The sequence below is a fragment of the Streptomyces sp. NPDC028308 genome, from assembly GCF_055565855.1.
On record NZ_JBVHTO010000012.1, the window covers coordinates 73,043 to 94,953 of the forward strand.

General features: G+C 72.9%; 16 protein-coding genes and 2 pseudogenes. All 18 read left to right on the forward strand.

Features of this window, described 5'->3' with window-relative positions:
* The first annotated feature begins 247 nt into the window (after positions 1 to 247).
* Positions 248 to 1,429: an ROK family transcriptional regulator gene (locus tag ACZ4VA_RS27420; RefSeq protein WP_356171385.1), complete on the forward strand. Its 1,182-nt coding sequence runs from the start codon at positions 248 to 250 to the stop codon at positions 1,427 to 1,429.
* Between the two features lie 158 nt (positions 1,430 to 1,587).
* On the forward strand, positions 1,588 to 3,126 hold the full coding sequence (locus ACZ4VA_RS27425) for a sugar ABC transporter ATP-binding protein (protein ID WP_355783728.1): 1,539 nt from the start codon (positions 1,588 to 1,590) through the stop codon (positions 3,124 to 3,126).
* Entirely contained in the window at positions 3,123 to 4,142 is a 1,020-nt protein-coding gene (locus tag ACZ4VA_RS27430; RefSeq protein WP_355783719.1) for an ABC transporter permease, read from the forward strand. Before ACZ4VA_RS27425 ends, ACZ4VA_RS27430 begins: the two co-directional genes overlap by 4 nt.
* A gap of 28 nt (positions 4,143 to 4,170) precedes the next feature.
* Positions 4,171 to 5,220: a substrate-binding domain-containing protein gene (locus ACZ4VA_RS27435; protein ID WP_355783716.1), complete on the forward strand. Its 1,050-nt coding sequence runs from the start codon at positions 4,171 to 4,173 to the stop codon at positions 5,218 to 5,220.
* A 76-nt stretch (positions 5,221 to 5,296) separates the two neighbouring features.
* A complete protein-coding gene (locus ACZ4VA_RS27440; RefSeq protein WP_388902901.1) occupies positions 5,297 to 6,535 on the forward strand; it encodes a Gfo/Idh/MocA family protein in 1,239 nt (412 codons plus the stop codon).
* Between the two features lie 31 nt (positions 6,536 to 6,566).
* The gene (locus ACZ4VA_RS27445; RefSeq protein WP_356171394.1) at positions 6,567 to 7,574 is read left to right on the forward strand and encodes a sugar phosphate isomerase/epimerase family protein; all 1,008 of its coding nucleotides are present in this window, start codon (positions 6,567 to 6,569) and stop codon (positions 7,572 to 7,574) included.
* A 128-nt stretch (positions 7,575 to 7,702) separates the two neighbouring features.
* Positions 7,703 to 10,207: a PQQ-dependent sugar dehydrogenase gene (locus ACZ4VA_RS27450; protein ID WP_468082818.1), complete on the forward strand. Its 2,505-nt coding sequence runs from the start codon at positions 7,703 to 7,705 to the stop codon at positions 10,205 to 10,207.
* Positions 10,208 to 10,223: 16 nt separating this feature from the next.
* Positions 10,224 to 11,660, forward strand: coding sequence for a ThuA domain-containing protein (locus tag ACZ4VA_RS27455; protein WP_452923379.1), 1,437 nt, complete (start codon positions 10,224 to 10,226; stop codon positions 11,658 to 11,660).
* Positions 11,661 to 11,991: 331 nt separating this feature from the next.
* Positions 11,992 to 13,191: an inositol-3-phosphate synthase gene (locus ACZ4VA_RS27460; RefSeq protein WP_355793976.1), complete on the forward strand. Its 1,200-nt coding sequence runs from the start codon at positions 11,992 to 11,994 to the stop codon at positions 13,189 to 13,191.
* Positions 13,188 to 14,510 carry an SCO3242 family prenyltransferase gene (locus ACZ4VA_RS27465; protein ID WP_468082821.1) on the forward strand — a complete coding sequence of 441 codons (1,323 nt, stop codon included), beginning with the start codon at positions 13,188 to 13,190 and terminating at the stop codon, positions 14,508 to 14,510. The genes ACZ4VA_RS27460 and ACZ4VA_RS27465 overlap by 4 nt, the downstream gene beginning before the upstream one ends.
* Entirely contained in the window at positions 14,507 to 15,430 is a 924-nt protein-coding gene (locus tag ACZ4VA_RS27470) for a sugar phosphate isomerase/epimerase family protein (protein WP_356171412.1), read from the forward strand. The genes ACZ4VA_RS27465 and ACZ4VA_RS27470 overlap by 4 nt, the downstream gene beginning before the upstream one ends.
* 17 nt (positions 15,431 to 15,447) lie before the next feature.
* Positions 15,448 to 16,227, forward strand: coding sequence for an EboA domain-containing protein (locus tag ACZ4VA_RS27475; protein ID WP_388903376.1), 780 nt, complete (start codon positions 15,448 to 15,450; stop codon positions 16,225 to 16,227).
* Positions 16,227 to 17,126, forward strand: coding sequence for a TatD family hydrolase (locus ACZ4VA_RS27480; protein ID WP_356171415.1), 900 nt, complete (start codon positions 16,227 to 16,229; stop codon positions 17,124 to 17,126). Before ACZ4VA_RS27475 ends, ACZ4VA_RS27480 begins: the two co-directional genes overlap by 1 nt.
* 3 nt (positions 17,127 to 17,129) lie before the next feature.
* Positions 17,130 to 18,002 (forward strand): annotated as a pseudogene (gene eboE / locus ACZ4VA_RS27485) (metabolite traffic protein EboE); the annotation flags it as partial.
* Between the two features lie 177 nt (positions 18,003 to 18,179).
* Positions 18,180 to 18,476, forward strand: a pseudogene (locus ACZ4VA_RS27490) (metabolite traffic protein EboE); the annotation flags it as partial.
* Positions 18,473 to 19,882, forward strand: a complete 1,410-nt coding sequence (locus ACZ4VA_RS27495; RefSeq protein ID WP_452923389.1) for an alkaline phosphatase family protein — start codon at positions 18,473 to 18,475, stop codon at positions 19,880 to 19,882. The pseudogene ACZ4VA_RS27490 and the gene ACZ4VA_RS27495, both read left to right, overlap by 4 nt.
* Before the next feature lie 171 nt (positions 19,883 to 20,053).
* On the forward strand, positions 20,054 to 21,217 hold the full coding sequence (locus ACZ4VA_RS27500) for a sugar phosphate isomerase/epimerase family protein (RefSeq protein WP_468082824.1): 1,164 nt from the start codon (positions 20,054 to 20,056) through the stop codon (positions 21,215 to 21,217).
* A 181-nt stretch (positions 21,218 to 21,398) separates the two neighbouring features.
* Positions 21,399 to 21,851 (forward strand): iron chaperone, encoded by a 453-nt coding sequence (locus tag ACZ4VA_RS27505; protein ID WP_355789768.1) that lies wholly within the window; start codon positions 21,399 to 21,401, stop codon positions 21,849 to 21,851.
* Positions 21,852 to 21,911 lie beyond the last annotated feature (60 nt).

Genomic DNA, 21,911 nt, shown 5'->3' on the forward strand with positions numbered 1-21,911 from the left:
AGGGCGGGAGCTATTGGCAGGGCGGTGGCCACGACGGCCGCCGCCCTTTTGCGTGCCCCTCAAGAGCCCATCGGGCAAGGGCTGTTGGCCCCGGGGGCCCTCTCCTCGCCCGTCTTTGTCCTGTGAGTGGAGAAAGTCTGCGGCAATTCGTGCGCGACTTCTTCCCACTCCCGGCAGCCGCTGCTACGTTCACCTCGAAAGCCCGACGGAGACGGCCGATTGAGGCGGGGAGGGGCACGTGAGACGCATGACGGCTCGACCCGCGAACGCCCACCAGGCGCGGCTGCTGCGCCTGTTGCGGGACGGCGGCCCCAACTCCCGTGCCCAGCTGGGTGACCAGATCGACCTCTCCCGGTCGAAGCTGGCCGTCGAGGTGGAACGGCTCCTGGAGACCGGCCTCGTGGTCGCCGACGGACTCGCCGCCTCCCGCGGTGGCCGCCGCTCCCACAACATCCGGCTGGCCCCCGCACTGCGCTTCCTCGGCGTCGACATCGGGGCGACCTCGATCGACGTGGCCGTCACCAACGCCGAGCTGGAGGTCCTCGGACACATCAACCAGCCCATGGACGTGCGCGAAGGACCCGTCGCGGTCTTCGAGCAGGTCCTGGCGATGGCGGCGAAACTGAGGGCGTCCGGGCTCGCGGAGGGTTTCGACGGCGCCGGCATCGGCGTCCCGGGGCCGGTCCGCTTCCCCGAGGGCGTCCCGGTCGCGCCGCCGATCATGCCCGGCTGGGACGGCTTCCCGGTCCGCGAGGCCCTCAGCCAGGACCTCGGCTGCCCGGTGATGGTCGACAACGACGTGAACCTGATGGCCATGGGGGAGCAGCACGCGGGCGTAGCGCGCTCCGTGGGCGACTTCCTCTGCGTCAAGATCGGTACCGGCATCGGCTGCGGGATCGTCGTCGGCGGTGAGGTGTACCGCGGTACGACGGGCAGCGCGGGCGACATCGGACACATCCAGGCGGTGCCCGACGGCCGACCCTGCGCCTGCGGGAACCGCGGCTGCCTGGAGGCCCACTTCAGCGGGGCCGCGCTCGCCCGCGACGCGACCGAGGCCGCGCAGCACGGACTCTCGCAGGAACTCGCGGCACGGCTGGAGGCGGTGGGCGCGCTCACCGCCGTCGACGTCGCCGCCGCGGCGGCCGCGGGGGACGCGACCGCCCTCGACCTGATCCGCGAGGGCGGCAACCGGACCGGCCAGGTCCTCGCCGCGCTCGTCAGCTTCTTCAACCCCGGCCTGGTGGTGATCGGCGGTGGGGTGACGGGTCTCGGCCACACCCTGCTCGCCGCGATCCGCACCCAGGTCTACCGCCAGTCGCTCCCCCTGGCGACCGGCAACCTCCCCATCGTCCTGGGCGAGTTGGGCCCCACCGCCGGAGTCATCGGCGCGGCCCGGCTCATCAGCGACCACCTGTTCTCACCCGCGTAGCACCCGCGGCCGACAGGCCCCGGCACATCTCACCCGCACGCCCCGCTGCTTCGCCCTGCCCTGAACACGCCTGTCCCGAACACGCCTGCCCCGAAACCGACTTCGCCGCAAGCGCCCTGCCCTGCAACCGGCCCGCACGCCCGCCGAGGGGAACCGTCATGGCACCCGAACCACCGCTGCTCACCATGTCCGGCATCACCAAGTCGTTCCCCGGAGTCCGCGCCCTGGACGGCGTCGACCTGGAGGTCCAGGCCGGTGAAGTGCACTGCCTCCTCGGCCAGAACGGCGCCGGCAAGTCCACCCTCATCAAGGTCCTGGCCGGCGCCCACCAGCCCGACGACGGCACGATCGGCTGGCGCGGCGAGCCCGTCACGCTCCGGTCCCCGATCGCCGCCATGCGCCTCGGCATCGCCACCATCTACCAGGAACTCGACCTGGTGGAGGGCCTGTCGGTGGCCGAGAACGTCCACCTCGGGCACGAACCCACCACCGCCGGCTTCGTCGTACGGGGCAAGACGGCCCGGGACTCCACCGGCGCGCTGCTCGCACGGCTCGGGCACCCCGAGATCGACCCTGGACGACTGGTCGGAGACCTCTCGGCGGCCCAGCAGCAGATCGTCTCCATGGCCCGGGCGCTCTCCCACGACGTACGCCTCATCGTCATGGACGAACCGTCCGCGGCACTCGACCCCGACGAGGTCGACAACCTCTTCCGCATCGTCGGCGACCTCACCGCGGACGGCGTCGCCGTCGTCTACATCTCCCACCGGCTGGAGGAGATCCGCCGCATCGGGGACCGCGTGACCGTCCTCAAGGACGGGCGCGCCGTGGCGGTCGGGCTGCCTGCGAAGTCCACCCCGACCCGCGAGGTGGTCGCCCTGATGACGGGCCGCAACGTCGAGTACGTGTTCCCGGACCGGCCGGACCGCGAACCCACGTCGGAGCCGGTCCTGGAAGTCCGGGGACTCACCAGGCAGGGGGAGTTCGAACCGCTCGACCTGGAACTGCGCCCCGGCGAGATCGTGGGCCTCGCGGGACTGGTCGGCTCCGGCCGCTCCGAGATCCTGGAGACGATCTACGGCGCGCGCAAGGCGACCGCAGGGCAGGTCGTCGTCGGCGGCACCCCGCTGCGGCCCGGCAGCGTCCGCGCCGCCGTCCGCGCGGGACTGGGACTCGCCCCCGAGGAACGCAAGGCCCAGGGCCTGCTGATGCTGGAGTCCGTCACCCGCAACGTGTCCGTCTCCTCCATGTCCCGCTTCTCGCGCGGCGGTTGGGTGGACCGGCGGGCCGAGCTCGGCGCGGCGCGCGCGGCGACCCGGGAGTTGTCGCTGCGGCCCGACAACCCCTCCGCGCCGGTGCGCACCCTCTCCGGCGGCAACCAGCAGAAGGCCGTCCTCGCGCGCTGGCTGCTGCGCGGCTGCCGGGTGCTGCTGCTCGACGAACCCACGCGCGGCGTCGACGTCGGCGCCCGCGCCGAGCTGTACGCGGTCATCCGCCGGCTCGCCGACGAGGGCCTCGCCGTCCTGCTGGTCTCCAGCGAAGTGCCCGAGGTGCTCGGGCTCGCCGACCGCGTACTCGTACTGCGCGAAGGCCGGGTCGTCCACACGGCGCCCGCCCGCGAACTCGACGAACACCGTGTGCTCGACCTCGTCATGGAAGGCGGCCCGGTGGCCAGTGAAGGGAGCCCGGCGTCATGACGCAGCCCGTATCCCCGCCCAGGGATGACACCCGCAAGGCGGCACCGACCAAGGACCGCACACCGTGGCAGACGCTCGGGGTCCGCGCCGACGTCCGCACCCTTTCCCTCCTCGGCGTGCTCGCCGTCCTGATCCTCATCGGAGGCATCACCAAGCCCGACGAGTTCCTCGACACCCGCAACCTCCAACTCGTCCTCACCCAGGCGTCGGTGATCGGCGTCGTCACCGTCGGCATGACCTTCGTCATCATCTCGGGCGGCATCGACCTGTCCGTCGGCGCCATCGTCGCGCTCGCCTCGGTCTGGGCCACGACGGTCGCCACCCAGGAGTACGGCTTCGCCGGCATCCTCTTCACCGCGGTGATCGTCGGCGTGGGCTGCGGCCTGGTCAACGGCCTCCTCATCGCGTACGGGGCGCTGGTCCCGTTCATCGCGACGCTCGCCATGCTGGCCTCCGCCCGCGGACTCGCCCTCCAGCTCACCGACGGCAAGACGCAGATCGTCACCGTGGACGGGGTCCTGAAGCTCGGCGAGCGCGACTCCTACGTGCTGGGCATCCCGCCGCTGGTCCTCGTCTTCGCCGTCGTCACCGTCATCGGCTGGCTGGTCCTCAACCGCACCACCTTCGGGCGGCGCACGGTCGCCGTCGGCGGCAACGCCGAGGCGGCCCGGCTCGCGGGCATCGACGTACGCAGGCAGCGGCTCTACCTGTACCTGCTCTCCGGACTGTGCTGCGGCATCGCCGCGTTCCTGCTGATCATCCTGTCCGGCTCGGGCCAGAACACCAACGGCAACCTGTACGAACTCGACGCCATCGCGGCCGCCATCATCGGCGGCACGCTCCTCAGCGGAGGCCGCGGCACCATCACCGGGTCCGTGCTCGGCGTCCTGATCTTCACGACGATCACGAACCTCTTCGCGCTCAACAACCTGCAGAGCGACGTCCAGCAGATCGCCAAGGGCGCGATCATCGTCGCCGCCATGCTCGCCCAGCGCCGCACCGCCCACACCACCTGAGCCGCACCGTACGGAAAGGTCCACCGCCATGCCAGAACGCACGAGCCGCACGAGCCGCAGAGGACTGCTCTTCGGGACCGCCGCAGTCTCGGCCGGAGCCTTCCTCACCGCCTGCACCAGCAACGACCCCAAGGAAGACAAGACGGCCGCGAACGACCAGCCGGCCGCCGACGACAAGCCCGGCAAGCAGGTCACCATCGGCTTCGCGGGACCGCAGGCCGACCACGGCTGGCTCAACGCGATCAACGACAACGCGAAGAACCGCGCCAAGAAGTACTCGGACGTCACCCTGGAGATCACCGAGGGCTCCAACGACACCGCCGCGCAGATCGGCCAGATCGAGACGCTGATCAACAAGAAGGTCGACGTCCTCGTGGTGCTGCCCGCCGACGGCAAGGCGCTCACCCAGGTCGGCCTCAAGGCCATGCGGGCCGGCATCCCCGTCATCAACCTGGACCGCATCTTCAACTCCCCGCAGGCGTACCGCTGCTGGATCGGCGGCGACAACTACGGCATGGGTCTCAGCGCCGGCCACTACATCGGCGAGAAGCTCAAGGACAAGAAGAACGCCCGCGTCATCGAACTCGCGGGGCTGGACAACCTGGAACTCACCAAGCAGCGCACCGAGGGCTTCGACGCGGCCCTGAAGAACTACCCGAACATCAAGAAGGTGGCCCGCCAGGCCGCCGAGTTCACCGTCGAGTCCGGCCAGGCGAAGATGTCCCAACTCCTCCAGGCGCAGTCGAAGTTCGACGCCCTGTGGAACCACGACGACGACCAGGGCGTGGGCGCGCTGCGCGCGATCAAGCAGGCCGGACGCGACGACTTCCTGATGGTCGGCGGCGCCGGCGCGCTCTCCGCCTTCCAGGCCATCGAGGCCGACGACAGTGTGCTCAAGGCCACCGTCCTCTACCCGCCGACCATGGCGGCGTCCGCGATCGACCTCGCCCGCGCCCTCGGCCAGAGCAAGGGGGTGGGGGGCCTCGCCGAGTTCGAGATCCCGGCCTCGCTCACGCTCTACTCGGCCGTCGTCGACAAGGAGAACGTCGACCGTTACATGCCCACCGGCTTCAAGTGACGGGACCCGCCCGGCCCCGCTCAGCCGGGCCGGGCCCCACCCCCCACCGCGCCACGACGACGAGGAGGACATCGGCATGGGACAGCCGCACCAGCGCGAGGAAGCCGGGGCCGAGGCCGCGAAGCCGCCCCTGGGCGTGGGCCTGATCGGCTACGCGTTCATGGGCGCCGCCCACTCCCAGGGCTGGCGCACCGTGGGCCACGTCTTCGACCTGCCCCGCCGGCCGGTCCTCGCCGCCGTCTGCGGCCGCGACGCCCAGGCCGTACGGGAGATGGCCGACCGGCACGGCTGGGCCGCGACCGAGACCGACTGGCGTGCCCTCATCGCCCGTGACGACGTCGACCTGGTCGACATCTGCACCCCCGGCGACAGCCACGCCGAGATCGCCGTCGCCGCGCTGGCCGCGGGCAAGCACGTGCTGTGCGAGAAGCCCCTGGCCAACTCGGTCGAGGAGGCGGAGGCGATGACCCGGGCCGCCGAGGAGGCCGCACGACGCGGCCAGCTGGCCATGGTCGGCTTCAACTACCGGCGGGTGCCCGCCACTTCGCTCGCCCGGTCGATGGTCGCCGAGGGCCGCCTCGGAGCCCTGCGGCACGTGCGGGTGACGTACCTCCAGGACTGGCTGGTGGACCGCGACTTCCCGCTGACCTGGCGGCTGCGCAAGGAGCTGGCCGGGTCGGGCGCGCTCGGCGACCTCGGCGCGCACATCGTGGACCTGGCGCAGTACCTGGCGGGGGAGCCGGTCGTCGGCGTCTCGGCGCTCACCGAGACCTTCGTGCGGGAGCGGCCGCTGCCCGCCGGCGCCTCCAGCGGCCTGTCGGCGGCCGGAATCCAGGCCGGGGCCGACGACCCGGCGACCGCGCTCGGCACGGTCACCGTCGACGACGCGGCCCTGTTCACCGGCCGCTTCGCCTCCGGAGCCCTCGCCTCCTTCGAGGCCACCCGCTTCGCGACCGGACGCAAGAACGCCCTGCGCATCGAACTCAACGGCGAACTCGGCTCGCTCGCCTTCGACCTGGAGCGGCTCAACGAGCTCTCCTTCCACGACCACACCGAGCCGGGCACCTACGCGGGCTTCCGCCGCATCCTCGTCACCGAGCCCGACCACCCCTACCTCGACGCCTGGTGGCCGCCGGGCCACGGCCTCGGCTACGAGCACACCTTCACCCACCAGGCCCGCGACCTCGTACGCGCGATCGCCGCGGACCGGGCGCCCGTGCCGTCCTTCGCCGACGGGCTGCAGGTGCAGCGCGTGCTGGCCGCCGTCGAGGAGAGCGCCGCGAAGAACTCCGTCTACACGACCGTCCCGGCCTGACCGTCCCGGCGCCCCGAGGAGGCACCCGAGCATGCCCCGCACCTTCACCCTCTTCACCGGCCAGTGGGCCGACCTGCCGCTCGAGGAGGTCTGCCGGCTCGCCCGCGACTTCGGCTACGACGGACTCGAACTCGCCTGCTGGGGCGACCACTTCGAGGTCGACAAGGCCCTCGCCGACCCCTCGTACGTCGCGTCCCGCCACGAACTCCTCGACAAGTACGGCCTCAAGTGCTGGGCGATCTCCAACCACCTGGTCGGCCAGGCCGTCTGCGACGCGATCATCGACGAACGCCACCAGGCGATCCTGCCCGCCCGGATCTGGGGCGACGGCGAACCCGAGGGCGTACGCCGCCGGGCCGCCGCCGAGATCGCCGACACCGCGCGCGCCGCGAACGCCCTCGGCGTCGACACCGTCATCGGCTTCACCGGCTCCGCGATCTGGCACCTGGTGGCCATGTTCCCGCCCGTCCCCGAGGCGATGATCGAACGCGGCTACGAGGACTTCGCCACCCGCTGGCACCCGATCCTGGACGTCTTCGACGCACAGGGCGTGCGGTTCGCGCACGAGGTCCACCCCAGCGAGATCGCCTACGACTACTGGACGACCCGGCGCGCCCTTGAGGCCGTCGACCACCGTCCCGCCTTCGGCCTCAACTTCGACCCCAGCCACTTCGTCTGGCAGGACCTCGACCCCGTCGGGTTCCTCTACGACTTCCGCGACCGCATCTACCACGTCGACTGCAAAGAGGCCCGCAAGCGGCTCGACGGCCGCAACGGCCGCCTCGGCTCCCACCTGCCCTGGGGCGACCCGCGGCGCGGCTGGGACTTCGTCTCCGCGGGCCACGGCGACGTCCCCTGGGAGGACGTCTTCCGGATGCTGCGCTCCATCGACTACGCCGGTCCGGTGTCCGTCGAATGGGAGGACGCCGGCATGGACCGGCTCCAGGGCGCCCCGGAGGCCCTGGCCCGCCTCAAGGCGTACGACTTCGAACCGCCTTCGGCCTCCTTCGACGCGGCCTTCGGCGGCAACGACCAGTGAGCGCCCGCGGCCAGGGCAGGGCCCGGCCGCGGGACCCCGCAGAGCCACCCACCACACCTCCGGGGTGACGGCGCACCCCGGCGACACCGCACCCGCCCGTACGACCAGCCCCTTCATGGAGGCATTTCGTGCACCCGAACGGCAGGAACAGGAACACCGACAGCCACACCGGACGCCCGAGACTCCGCAGAGCACTCGCCCTGCTGAGCGGCGCGCTGCTCGCGGCCGCGTCCCTCTCCCTGACCGCACCGGCGGCCGGCGCCGCCGTCGCCGACCCCGGTGACGCCCCGGCCGTCGCCGCGGAGGACTTCCAGCAGGTCACCCTCGCCAAGGGCGAGCCCGAGGTCGGCGAGCCCATGTCGCTCGCCGTCCTGCCCGACCGCTCCGTCCTGCACACCTCCCGCGACGGCGAACTCCGCCTGACCGACGCCGCGGGCAACACCAGGATCGCCGGCAAGCTCGACGTGTACACGCACGACGAGGAAGGCCTGCAGGGCGTCGGAGTCGACCCGGACTTCGCCGACAACCGCTTCATCTACCTCTACTACGCGCCGCCCCTCGACACCCCCGCCGGCGACGCCCCCGAGACCGGGACCGCCGCCGACTTCGCCCCCTTCGACGGCGTCAACCGGCTCTCGCGGTTCGTCCTGAAGACCGACGGCACCCTCGACGCGGCGAGCGAGAAGAAGATCCTCGACGTGCGGACGTCCCGCGGTATCTGCTGCCACGTCGGCGGCGACATCGACTTCGACGCGGACGGCAACCTCTACCTGTCGACCGGGGACGACTCCAACCCCTTCCAGTCGGACGGCTTCACCCCCATCGACGAGCGCACCGACCGCAACCCCGCCTTCGACGCCCAGCGGACCTCCGGCAACACCAACGACCTGCGCGGCAAGATCCTGCGCGTCAAGGTGAACGCGGACGGCTCGTACTCGATACCCGAGGGCAACCTCTTCGCCCCGGGCACCGACAAGACCCGGCCCGAGATCTACGCCATGGGCTTCCGCAACCCGTTCCGCTTCAGTGTCGACAAGAAGACCGGCATCCTCTACGTCGGCGACTACGGCCCGGACGCCGGCGCCGCCGACCCCGCGCGCGGCCCCGCCGGCCAGGTCGAGTTCGCCCGCGTCACCCGCCCGGGCAACTTCGGGTGGCCCTACTGCACCGGTGACAACGATGCCTACGTCGACTACGACTTCGGCACCAAGACCTCCGGGTCCGCCTTCGACTGCGCGGCACCGAGGAACGACTCACCGCACAACACCGGACTCACCGACCTGCCCCCGGCGCAGGCCGCCTGGATCCCGTACGACGGCGGTTCCGTCCCCGAGTTCGGCACCGGCTCGGAGTCCCCGATGGGCGGCCCGGTCTACCACTACGACGCCTCGCTCGACTCCCCGGTGAAGTTCCCCGAGGCGTACGACGGGGACTTCTTCGCGGGCGAGTTCGGCCGCCGCTGGATCAAGCGGATCACCTCGGACGACAACGGCACCGTGCAGTCCATCGACGACGTGCCCTGGACCGGCACCCAGGTCATGGACATGGCCTTCGGACCGGACGGGGCGCTGTACGTCCTCGACTACGGCACCGCCTGGTTCGGCGGGGACGAGCACTCGGGCCTGTACCGCATCGAGAACGCCACCGACGGGCACTCACCCGTCGCCCAGGCCGCCGCGAACCGGACCTCGGGACAGGCCCCGCTGCGGGTACGGTTCTCCTCCGCCGGCACGAGCGACGCCGACGGTGACGCCCTCACCTACAGCTGGGACTTCGGCGACGGCGGCACCTCCACGGCCGCGAACCCCACCCACAGGTACCGCACGAACGGCACGTACACCGCGACGCTGACGGCCAAGGACGCGACCGGCCGCACCGGAAGCGCGAGCGTGCAGATCGTCGTCGGCAACACCGCGCCCGAGGTGGTCCTCGAACTCCCCAAGGACGGGCAGCTGTTCAGCTTCGGCGACGCCATACCGTTCAAGGTGCGGGTCACCGACCCGGAGGACGGCGACGCGGTCGACTGCGCCAAGGTGAAGGTCACCTTCGTCCTCGGGCACGACAGCCACGGCCACCCCGTCACCTCGGCCAACGGCTGCTCCGGCACCATCCAGACCAGCGCCGACGGCGGCCACGACGACGACGCCAACATCTTCGGGGTCTTCGACGCCGAGTACACCGACGGCGGGGGCGGCGGCCAGGACCCGCTGACCTCCCACGACCAGAACGTCGTCCAGCCCAAGCACCGCCAGGCCGAGCACTACGGCAAGCAGTCCGGCGTCACGGTCCAGAACAAGGACACCGCGCACGGCGGCAAGACGGTCGGCGACATCCACAACGGGGACTGGATCTCCTTCACGCCCTACGTCCTGAGCAACGCCAGGACGCTTACCGCGCGGGTCTCCTCCGGCGGGGCGGGCGGCACGCTCGAAGTCCGCGCGGGCTCGCCGGCCGGACGGCTGCTGGGCAGCGCGAAGGTCCCGGTGACCGGCGGCTGGGACACCTTCCAGGACGTCAGTGCCCCACTGTCCAAGGCACCCTCGGGCACGACCACGCTCTACCTGGTCTTCAAGGGCGGCGGCACCGGTGCGCTGTACGACGTGGACGACTTCACGTTCACGACGACGGGCTGACAGGAGAGTGGGTGTCATGCGCGCATCGGCGCGAGTGATGACGGCCGCCGCGGCCGCGGCCCTGCTCATCGGCTGCGTGTCGGGCCCGGCCGCCTCCAAGGGGTCCGACGGGACACGGGTGCTGGTCTTCTCCAAGACCGCCGGCTTCCGCCACGACTCGATTCCCGAGGGAGTCGCGGCCGTGCGTGAACTGGGCGCCGAGAACGGTTTCGCGGTGGACGCCACCGAGGACGCGACGGCCTTCACCCCCGCGAACCTCGCGCGGTACGAGGCCGTGGTGTTCCTGTCCACCACGGGCGACGTCCTGGACCCGGCCCAGCAGTCCGCCTTCGAGCGGTACATCGGACGCGGCGGCGGATACGTCGGCGTGCACGCCGCCGCCGACACCGAGTACGACTGGCCCTTCTACGGCGGCCTCGTCGGCGCCTACTTCCGGTCCCACCCGGCGATCCAGCCCGCGAGGGTCCTCGTCGAGGACCGGGGCAACCCGGCGACCTCGCACCTGGAGGCGACCTGGGACCGTACCGACGAGTGGTACGACTACCGCTCGAACCCCCGGGACCGGGTGCACGTCCTGGCCTCGCTCGACGAGTCGTCGTACACCGGCGGTTCGATGGGCGGCGACCATCCGATCGCCTGGTGCCAGACCTACCGGGGCGGCCGCGCCTTCTACACCGGGGGCGGTCACACCAAGGAGTCGTACACCGACCCCGCCTTCCGGCGGCACCTGTCCGGCGGCATCCGGTACGCCGTCGGCGACGCACAGGCGGACTGCCGCCCGGAGAACGGCTACCGGCCGCTCTTCGACGGCACCGCCGCATCGCTGACGGGGTGGAAGCAGGCGGGACCGGGCTCCTTCTCGCTGGACGACGACGGGTCGCTGACGTCGTCGGGCGGGCTGGGCATGCTCTGGTACGCGGGCACGGAAGCCGGCGCGCACTCCGGTTCCGCTTCGGACTCCGGTTCCGGTCCCGGTTCTGGTCCCGGGTCCGGGTCCGGGTCCGGGTCCGGCGGGAGCTTCGGCTCGTACTCGCTGAAGCTGGACTGGCGGACGGCCGGGGACGACAACTCCGGTGTCTTCGTGGGCTTCCCGGCCTCCGACGACCCCTGGTCCGCCGTGGACAACGGCTACGAGATCCAGATCGACGCGACCGACGCCCCCGACCGCACCACCGGGGCCGTGTACAGCTTCCAGTCCGCCGACCTCAAGAAGCGCGACCGCGCGCTGAACCCGCCGGGGGAGTGGAACACGTACGAGATCCGCGTGGAGGGCGAACGGCTCCGCGTCTGGCTCAACGGCGTGAAGATCAACGATTTCACCAACACCGATCCGGCCCGGAGCCTGCGGGACGGCCACGTCGGCATCCAGAACCACGGCCCCGACGACCAGGTGTCCTTCCGGGACATCCGGATCAAGGAACTGCCCGCGCGCCCCGCCGCGCCGGGCGACTGAGCGACGGCGGGCGGGAGACGCCGGACTCCCGCCCGTCGTCCCACCCCTGACCACACCCCCGACTCCGCCCCTGGGACCCGCGTGGCCGGCCGCCGCCGAAGCGCACCGCACCGGCCGCACCGGCCACGCAGGTCCCCGCGCCGCGCCGGCCGTCCGCACCGGGCCGGTCACCGCACCGACCGGCCGGGCACACGCACGTCGGTCACCAGCGCCACACGTCTCACCAGCGCTACGTGCGCCACCTGCGCCACCAGAGTCATCCGCGTCACCGCGTCACCGCGTCACCGCGTCGCGTACGGAAAGTACGGCAAGTACGACAAGGAGGCTGCCCATGTCCGCGTCCCTCTCTGACCCCCGGGTGGGGGTGTGGCTGATCGGGGCCCGCGGCTCCGTCGCCACCACCGTCGTCGCGGGCTGCGCCGCGACGACCGCCGGTCTGCATCCACCGACGGGGATGGTGACGGAGACGGACCTCTTCTCCGGCAGCGGCCTGCCCGCCCTGTCCTCCCTCGTCTTCGGCGGCCACGAGACGGACGACTGTCCCCTCCCCAAGCGGGCGGAGGCGCTGGCCGCCGGGGGAGTGCTGCCACCCGGACTGCCCTCCGCCGTCGGGGCCGAACTCCTCGACGCCGACCGGGAGATCAGGCCGGGCGGTCCTGTCGCGGGGGACACCAGGAGCCCCGGTGAACTGATCGACACCTTCGCCGCCGACATCCGCGACTTCGTACGGCGCAGAGGGCTCGCCCGAGCCGTGGTGGTGAACGTGGCGTCGACGGAGCCCGAACCACCGGGCGCGGCCCCCGGCCCGGCCCAGGCGGTCACGGCTTCGAGCGGCGCCGAGGAGCACGCGGGGAGCGGACGGCCGCTCCCCGCCAGTTCCCTCTACGCGGCGGCGGCCCTGCGCGCGGGCTGCGCCTACGTGAACTTCACCCCGTCGGCGGGCCTGCACCATCCGGCGCTCGCCGCGATGGCCGAGACCTCCCCGCTGCCCTACGCGGGCCGTGACGGCAAGACCGGCCAGACCCTGCTGCGGTCGGTGCTGGGTCCGATGTTCGCGCAACGGGCGCTGCGGGTCCGTGCCTGGTCCGGCACCAACCTCCTCGGCGGCGGCGACGGCGCCTCCCTGGCCGACCCGGCCGCCGCCGCGGCGAAGAACGCGGGCAAGGAACGAGTGCTCGCGGACACCCTGGGCTCGGTGCCGCAGGGCGAGGTGCACATCGACGACGTCCCCGCCCTCGGCGACTGGAAGACCGCCTGGGACCACATCGCGTTCGACGGTTTCCTCGGCACCCGCATGGTCCTGCAGACCACCTGGCAGGGTTGCGACTCCGCGCTCGCCGCACCCCTCGTCCTCGACCTGGCCCGGCTGGCCGCCCGCGCCCACGAGGCGGGCCTCGCCGGTCCGCTCGGTGAACTCGGCTTCTACTTCAAGGACCCCGTGGGCGACGGACCCGCGTCCCTGGGCGAGCAGTACGCGGCCCTCGCGGAGTTCGCCGCACGACTGCGCGCGCTTCCCCGGGCGGCCGGATGAGGCCCCGGCTCGGTACGCGCGCCCGGGCGACGGCACGGGCCTGGGCCGAACTGCTGCGCCTGCCCGCCCTGTTCACCGTCCCCGGCGACGCGCTCACGGGCGCCGCCGCGGCCGGCGCGCGCCCGGGACCGCGCACCCTGCTGGCCATCGGCTCCTCGGTCTGCCTGTACGAGGCGGGCATGGCCCTGAACGACTGGGCCGACCGCGCCGAGGACGCCGTCGAACGCCCGCACCGCCCGCTGCCCTCTGGCCGCGTCCGTCCCGCATCCGCCCTGCTGGCGGCCGGCCTGCTCACGGCGGCGGGGCTCGCCCTGGCCGCCCGTGCGGGCCGCTCCGCCCTGGCGGTCGCGGTGCCCCTCGCGGCCACGGTGTGGGCGTACGACCTCACCCTCAAGCACACCCCCGCCGGTCCGGCGGCCATGGGCGCCGCCCGCGGCCTGGACCTGCTGCTCGGCGCGGCGGCCACCACGGGCGGCACCCGGGGCGCCCTGCCCTCCGCCCTCGCACTGGGCACGCACACCTTCGCGGTGACCACCGTCTCCCGCGGCGAGACCCGAGGCGGCTCGCACCTCGCCCCCCTGGCCGCCCTCGCCACGACAGCCGCGCTCACCTGGGACCTGACGAGATCCCGAGCCGGCGTCCACACGCCCCCGGCCACCCCGGCGGACGCCGCTCGCCAGGGCCCGGCTACCGGTCCTCACGTGTCCGCTGCTGGTGAGGGCAAGCCTGACGGTCCTCACCTGACTGCTGCTCGCCAGGGCCGAACTTCCGTTCCGGGCCCGGGTGTTGCTCGCCGTGGTCGAACTGCCGCTTCCGGAAAGGGCGTTGCTCGCCGGGGGCGAACTGCCGCTCGCGGAGAAGGCGTTGCTGGCAAGGGCGCGGCTCCCGGTCCCGACCCGAGCGTTGCTCTCAAGGGCGGGCCTGCCGCTCCTCACCCGGGCGCCGCTCGCAACGGCGAGCCCGCCGGCCTCGCCCTGACCGTTGCCCGTACGGGCCCGTTCGCCGGTTCCGGTCCGGTGGGCGTCGCTCTTCAAGCGTGGCGTCCGAGACCCGGGCGTTCGCCGTACCCGAGTGCGCACGACGCTTTGCGGGCCGCCCTCACCGTCGGCTACGCCGCGACCGCCGCGCGCCCTCTCCTGCACGCCGCGCTCAATCCGTCACCCCCGCTCACCCAGCGGGCCGTCGGCGGCGGCATCCGCGCGCTCATCCCGCTCCAGGCCGCGCTGACCGCCCGCGCGGGCGCCCCCGCCGTCGCGTTCCTGACGGCGGCGCTGGCCCCGGCGGCACGCACGTTCGCGAGGAAGGTGAGTGTCACATGAGCACCGGCCAGGGCCCGGCCGCGTACGCGCGTCCCGACGCCGCGCCCCACCCGCTCCGCTTCGGCTACGGGACGAACGGACTCACCGACCTCCGGCTGGACGACGCGCTCGGACTGCTCGCCGACCTCGGGTACGACGGCGTGGGCCTGACCCTCGACCACATGCACCTCGATCCGCTGGCCCCCGACCTCGCCGACCGCACCAGGCAGGTGGCCCGGCGCCTCGACGCGCTCGGTCTGGACGTCACCGTCGAGACCGGCGCCCGGTATGTGCTCGACCCGCGCCGCAAGCACGGGCCGTCGCTCCTCGACCCTGACCCCGAGGGCCGCGCGCGCCGCGTGGACCTGCTCGTCCGGGCCGTACGGGTGGCCGCCGACCTGGGAGCCCACGCCCTGCACTGCTTCAGCGGGACCACCCCGCCCGGTACGGACGAGGACACCGCCTGGAGGCGGCTGGCCGAGGCGCTCACCCCGGTCGTGGAGGCCGCGACCGAGGCGGGCGTCCCCCTCGCCGTCGAACCCGAGCCCGGCCACCTGCTCGCCACGCTCGCCGACTTCCACCGGCTGCGCGAGACGCTCGGCGACCCCGGCGTCCTCGGCCTCACCCTGGACATCGGCCACTGCCAGTGCCTCGAACCGCTGCCGCCCGCCGACTGCGTGCGCGCCGCCGCACCCTGGCTGCGCCACGTCCAGATCGAGGACATGCGCAGAGGCGTCCACGAGCACCTCCCGTTCGGGGACGGGGAGATCGACTTCCCGCCCGTACTCGACGCCCTGGCCGCGACCGGCTACCAGGCGCTCACCGTCGTCGAACTGCCCCGCCACTCCCACGCGGGCCCCCACTTCGCCGGCCGATCCCTTCCGTTCCTCCACCGCGCGGCCCGGGCGACCCCCGAGGGCCCCGAAGGGAGAACCCCGTGAACCACACGCACCGCACCCTGCACACCAGGGCGGACGACACCGCCGTCGCCGCCCTGCGCGCCCGCCTGGACGCCCGCCTCGGCGGCGCCGCCCGCGCCTGGCTCGACCAGGCCCTCGACGAGGCCGCCGACCATCCGGGGACCCACGGGCCCATCTCCGTCTGGGAGCTGCGGATCGCCGAGGCGGGCCGCCGGTGCGGGCCCGAGCACGCCGACGCCGTCCGCGTCCTGCTCCTGCACGCGGCCCGGGCCGACACCGGCGCCCTCACCCGCGTCTACCGGCAGGGCACCGCCGCCGAACGCCGGGCCGTCCTCCAGGCCCTCCCGCACCTCGTGCCCGGCCCGGACGCGCTGCCCCTGGTCGAGGACGCGCTGCGCACCAACGACACCCGGCTCGTCGCCGCGGCCGTCGGCCCGTACGCCGCCCGCCACCTCGACGCCCACAACTGGCGTCACGCCGTCCTGAAATGCCTGTTCACCGGCGTCCCGGTCGACGAGGTGAGCGACCTGCCCCGGCGCGCCCACGGCGACCGCGAACTGGCCCGCATGCTCGGCGCCTACGCCGAGGAACGCCTCGCCGCGGGCCGTCCCGTGCCCGAGGACCTGCGCCGCGTCCTGGCGCTGACCGAGTCCCGCGGCCCGGCGGCGGCCCCGCCAGGCACACCCCGTACGGCCGGGGCGTCCGGCAGCCCCGACGACCATCCCGGTCCCGGCGCGCCCGCCCAGCCGGGCGTGCGTCCCCCGTCCGGTACCTCCCCCACGCCCGGCCGCCGCGGCCGGTCCGGCAAGGAGTCCTGATGCGCATCTTCGACCCCCACATCCACATGACGTCACGGACCACCGACGACTACGAGGCGATGTACGCGGCCGGTGTCCGCGCCGTCGTCGAACCGGCCTTCTGGCTGGGCCAGCCCCGCACCTCGCCCGCCTCCTTCCTCGACTACTTCGACTCCCTCCTCGGCTGGGAACCCTTCCGCGCCGCCCAGTACGGCATCGCCCACCACTGCACCCTCGCGCTGAACCCCAAGGAGGCCAACGACCCCCGCTGCCTCCCCGTCCTCGACGAACTCCCGCGGTATCTCCTCAAGGACCAGGTCGTCGCCGTGGGCGAGATCGGGTACGACTCGATGACCCCCGCCGAGGACGCCGCCCTCGCCGCACAGCTGCAGCTCGCCGCCGACCACGGCCTGCCCGCGCTCGTGCACACCCCGCACCGCGACAAGCTCGCCGGGCTCCGCCGCACCGTCGACGCCGTCCGCGCCTCCGCGCTGGCACCGGAACGGGTCCTGCTCGACCACCTCAACGAGACGACCGTCAAGGAGGCCAAGGACAGCGGCAGCTGGCTCGGCTTCTCCGTCTATCCCGACACCAAGATGGACGAGGAGCGCATGGTCGCCGTCCTGAAGGAGTTCGGACCGGAGAAGGTGCTCGTCAACTCCGCGGCGGACTGGGGCAGGAGCGACCCGCTGAAGACCCGCAAGGTCGGTGACGCGATGCTCGCGGCCGGGTTCACCGAGGACGACGTCGAGCGGGTGCTGTGGCACAACCCCGTCGCCTTCTACGGACTCAGCGGACGCCTGGACCTCGACGTCGCCGGCACGGCCGCCACCCACGAGGGCAACTCCATCCTGCGCGGCGCTCCCGGGCCCGGGAGCCCCGAGGAGGCGCCCGACGGCACACCCGCGACGGGGGCGTGAGCGATGCGCTTCCGCCACCCCGACGGCTCCACCGTCCACCTCGCCTACTGCACCAACGTGCACCCGGCCGAGACCCTCGACGGCGTCCTCGCCCAGCTCCGCGACCACTGCGAACCGGTCCGCCGGCGCCTGGGCCGCGACCGCCTCGGCATCGGCCTGTGGCTCGCCAGGGACGCCGCCCGCGCCCTCGTCACCGACCCCGCCGCCCTGCGCGGCCTGCGCACCGAGCTCGAACGCCGCGGCCTGGAGGTCGTCACCCTCAACGGCTTCCCCTACGAGGGCTTCGGCGCCGAGGAGGTCAAGTACCGCGTGTACCGGCCGGACTGGGCCGACCCCGAACGGCTGGACCACACCACCGCCCTGGCCCGCGTCCTCGCCCAGCTCCTCCCCGACGACGTCACCGAGGGCAGCATCTCCACCCTGCCCCTCGCCTGGCGCACCGCCTGTGACGACGGCCGGGCCGCCACCGCACGCGCCGCGCTGACGACGCTCGCCGAACGCCTCGACGCCCTCGCGGAGACGACCGGCCGCTCCATCCGGATCGGCCTCGAACCCGAACCCGGCTGCGTCATCGAGACCACCCACGACGCCCTCGCCCCCCTCACCGCGGTCGGCCACCCCCGCATCGGCGTCTGCGTCGACACCTGCCACCTCGCCACCTCCTTCGAGGACCCGGACACCGCCCTGGACGCACTCGCCCGCGCCGGTGTCCCCGTCGTCAAGTCCCAGCTCTCCGCCGCCCTGCACGCCGAACACCCCCACCTGCCCGAGGTCCGCACGGCCCTCGCCGCCTTCGACGAACCCCGCTTCCTGCACCAGACCCGCACCCGCACCTCCGCCGGCCTGCGCGGCACCGACGACCTGGGGGAGGCCCTCGGTCGCGTCCGCACAGTCCCTCCTGCCCCGCGACGCCTGGCACGCCCTCTCGCCGCACCGGGCACAGCCCCGAGTACGCCCAGTACGAGGGACTGCGCCCGGCACGCCGAGAGCACGCACCAGACGCCGCAGGGCCCGCCCTCCGGGCGTACGAAGGGACTGTGCGGACACGACCCAGGCGGCGACGTCCTGCCCGACGGCTCACCCTGGCGCGCCCACTTCCACGTCCCACTGCACGCGGCCCCCGCCGCGCCCCTCACCTCCACCCTCCCCGTGCTCAAGGCCGCACTGGCCCGGCTCGTCGGCGGCCCCCGGCCCCTCACCCGCCATCTGGAGGTCGAGACCTACACCTGGCAGGCGCTCCCGCCCGAACTGCGCCCCCGCGCCCGCGCCCAGCTCGCGGACGGCATCGCCGCCGAACTCACCCTCGCCCGTGACCTGCTGACGGACCTCGGCCTCAAGGAGCTGCCGTGACCCAGGCCCCACCCGGACACCCCCGGCCCACCCCTCTCCTCGTCCTGGACGTCGTCGGCCTGACCCCCCGCCTCCTCGACCACATGCCCCGCCTCAAGACGCTCGGCCAGGCCGGCTCCCGTGCCCCCCTCGGCACCGTGCTGCCCGCCGTCACCTGCGCCGCGCAGTCCACCTTCCTCACCGGCACCCACCCCGGCGAGCACGGCATCGTCGGCAACGGCTGGTACTTCCGCGAGCTGGGCGACGTACTCCTGTGGCGCCAGCACAACGGCCTGGTGGCCGGCGACAAGCTGTGGGACGCGGCCCGGCGCGCGCACCCCGGCTACACCGTCGCCAACATCTGCTGGTGGTACGCCATGGGCGCCGACACCGACATCACCGTCACACCCCGTCCGGTCTACTACGCCGACGGCCGCAAAGAACCCGACTGCTACACCCGTCCTCCGGCCCTGCACGACGAACTCACCGACAAACTCGGCACGTTCCCCCTCTTCCACTTCTGGGGGCCCGGCGCCGACCTGGTCTCCAGCCAGTGGATCATCGACGCGACCCGGCACGTCAACCGCACCCGCGGACCCGACCTGACGCTCTGCTACCTCCCCCACCTCGACTACGACCTGCAGCGCTTCGGCCCCGACGACCCCCGCTCCCACCAGGCCGCCGCGGACCTCGACGCGGCCCTGGCACCCCTCCTCGACGACGCCGGGGCCGAGGGGCGCACCGTCGTCGCGCTCTCCGAGTACGGCATCACCCGCGCGGACCGCCCCGTCGACATCAACCGCGCGCTGCGCCGCGCGGGCTTCCTCGACGTGCACACGCAGGACGGCATGGAGTACCTCGACCCGATGGCCTCGCGCGCCTTCGCCGTCGCCGACCACCAGATCGCCCATGTCTACGTGCGCCGCCCCGAGGACCTCTCGGCGGTGCGGGCGGTGCTCGCCGAACTGCCCGGCGTCGGGCAACTCCTCGACGACGAGGGCAAGAAGGCCCATCACCTCGACCACCCGCGCTCCGGCGAACTCGTGGCCGTCGCGGAGCCCGACGCCTGGTTCACGTACTACTACTGGCTCGACGACGCGCGCGCTCCCGACTTCGCGCAGCTCGTCGAGATCCACCGCAAACCCGGCTACGACCCGGCCGAACTCTTCATGGACCCCCTCGACCCCTACGTCAAGGTCAAGGCGGCCGGCGCCCTCGCCCGCAAGAAACTCGGCATGCGGTACCGGATGGCGGTCGTGCCGCTCGATCCCTCACCCGTCAGCGGCAGCCACGGCCGCCTCCCCGCGAGCGACGACGAAGGTCCGCTCATCATCTGCTCCACCCCCCACGCCTTCCCCGGCCGCGTCGCGGCCACCGAAGTGAAATCGCTCCTGCTCGCCCTCGCCGGCCTGCCTGACACGGCGTGACGAGCGACTACGGAAAGTGAAACACGCGCCACTGACAACGCGCCCCGCACGCACCCAGGCAGCAGCCCCACCGGCACGCACCCAGGCCGCCACGGCCGTGTCCGCCACACGCCGCTCCATGGCCGCGTCCGCACCCGTCCGAGCCGTACACCGACCCGAAAGAGAGACACCGTGACCGCGTTCAACGACGAATCCGGAGCCGGCGAGGCCCTGCGCCGCACCCTCGGCGTCAACCGCCGCCGTTTCCTGAGCACCTGCACCGCCGCCGCGACCGCGGCGATCGCCGCGCCCGTCCTCGGCGCCTCGCCGGCCCTGGCCCAGGACCGGAGCAGAGGCCACGGACACGGCGGCGACGTCCTGGTCCCCGCGGCCCGGCGCGGCATCATCCTCTACACCGTCCGTGACGCCGTGGGCCGCGACCCGCTCTCCACCGACCTGCCCTCCGGTTTCCGCGAGGTCTTCAAGCAGCTCTCGCGGTACGGGTACCGCCAGGTGGAGTTCGCGGGCTACGGACAGCACGCCAACGCGCCGGGCGGCGCGAACCTCGAATCCGTCGAGGGCGCCCGGCTGCTGCGTTCCTGGCTCGACGACCACGGCCTGCGCGCCCAGGGCAACCACGGCTTCATACCGGGTTCCTGGCCGCTGACGACCCCCGACCTCGACACCTTCAAGAAGCACCTGGAGATCGCCAACATCCTCGGCATGGACCACATGGGCACCGGTGGCGACCCCACCGGCAGCGCCTACCGGGCCGACTGGGACGTGGCCGCGGACAAGTGGAACGCGCTCGGCGCCATCGCCCGCCGCGAGGGCATCAAGCTCTACACCCACAACCACGACGCGGCCTACGGCTTCCTGCTCGACGGAGGTCCGCTCGACGCCGAGGGCCGCCCGACGCGCAGCTCCGGCATCCGCAAGCTGGAGTACTTCCTCCAGGTCACCGACCCGAAGGCGGTGTGGCTGGAGATGGACATCTTCTGGGCCCACGTGGCCCGGTACAAGTTCCACACCTACACCGCCCACGACGGCTCGGTGCGGGAGAAGATCTTCGACCCGGCCGGGCTGGTCGCCTGTCACAACAAGCGCTACCCGCTGTTCCACGCCAAGGACGGCGTCGTCAACACCACCAACGGCATGGGGTACGACATGGTGCCGTTCGGCACCGGTGTCATCGACTACACGACGTTCTTCTCCCGCGTCGGCGACAGGAACTACCACAACCCGATGGTCGAGCAGGACAACGCCCCGAGCGCAACCGATCCCGGCCAGTCGCTGCGCCACGCGAAGACGGGCTACGACAACCTCGCGGCGCTGCGGCGCAGGCACGGCCGGTGAGCACCGCCCTGACGGGCTGAACGGCCCGGTTCGTGCGGCGGTGGTGCGGCGGCGGCCGGACCACCGCCGCACCACCGCGCGGACGCCCTCCGCGCATGGGCCGCCCGCGGTGTCGGTGGCCCGGGATAAAGTCCCTCCCCACGACAGCAGTACCCGGACGCGCACAGGGGGGAGACCTGGCATGAGCGGCGGAGAGAGCGGCACGCACGAGGGGTTCACGGCCGAGGAACGGGCCGCGATGAAGGACCACGCCAAGGAGCTGAAGACCGCGGCCCGCCGTGGTTCGCGCGCGGACAAGGCGGCGGAGGCGGAGCGGGAGGTCCTGGCGAAGATCGCCGAGATGGGGGACTCGGACCGGGTGATGGCCGAGCGCGTCCACGCGGTCGTCAGGGCCGCGGCCCCGTCCCTCGCGCCGAAGCTCTGGTACGGCATGCCCGCCTACGCGCTGGACGGCAAGGTCGTCTGCTTCTTCCAGAGCGCGGCGAAGTTCAAGGCGCGTTACGCGACCCTCGGGTTCAGCGACCTGGCGAAGCTGGACGACGGCCCGATGTGGGCGGCCGGTTTCGCCCTGACCGAGGTCACGCCCGACGTCGAGGCGCGGATCGGCGCGTTGGTGAAGCAGGCGGTGGGCTGAGTCCCGTCGCGCGCCGCGGCGGCCCTCTCCCCGACGTGCGTCGCGGAGAGGGCCGCCCGG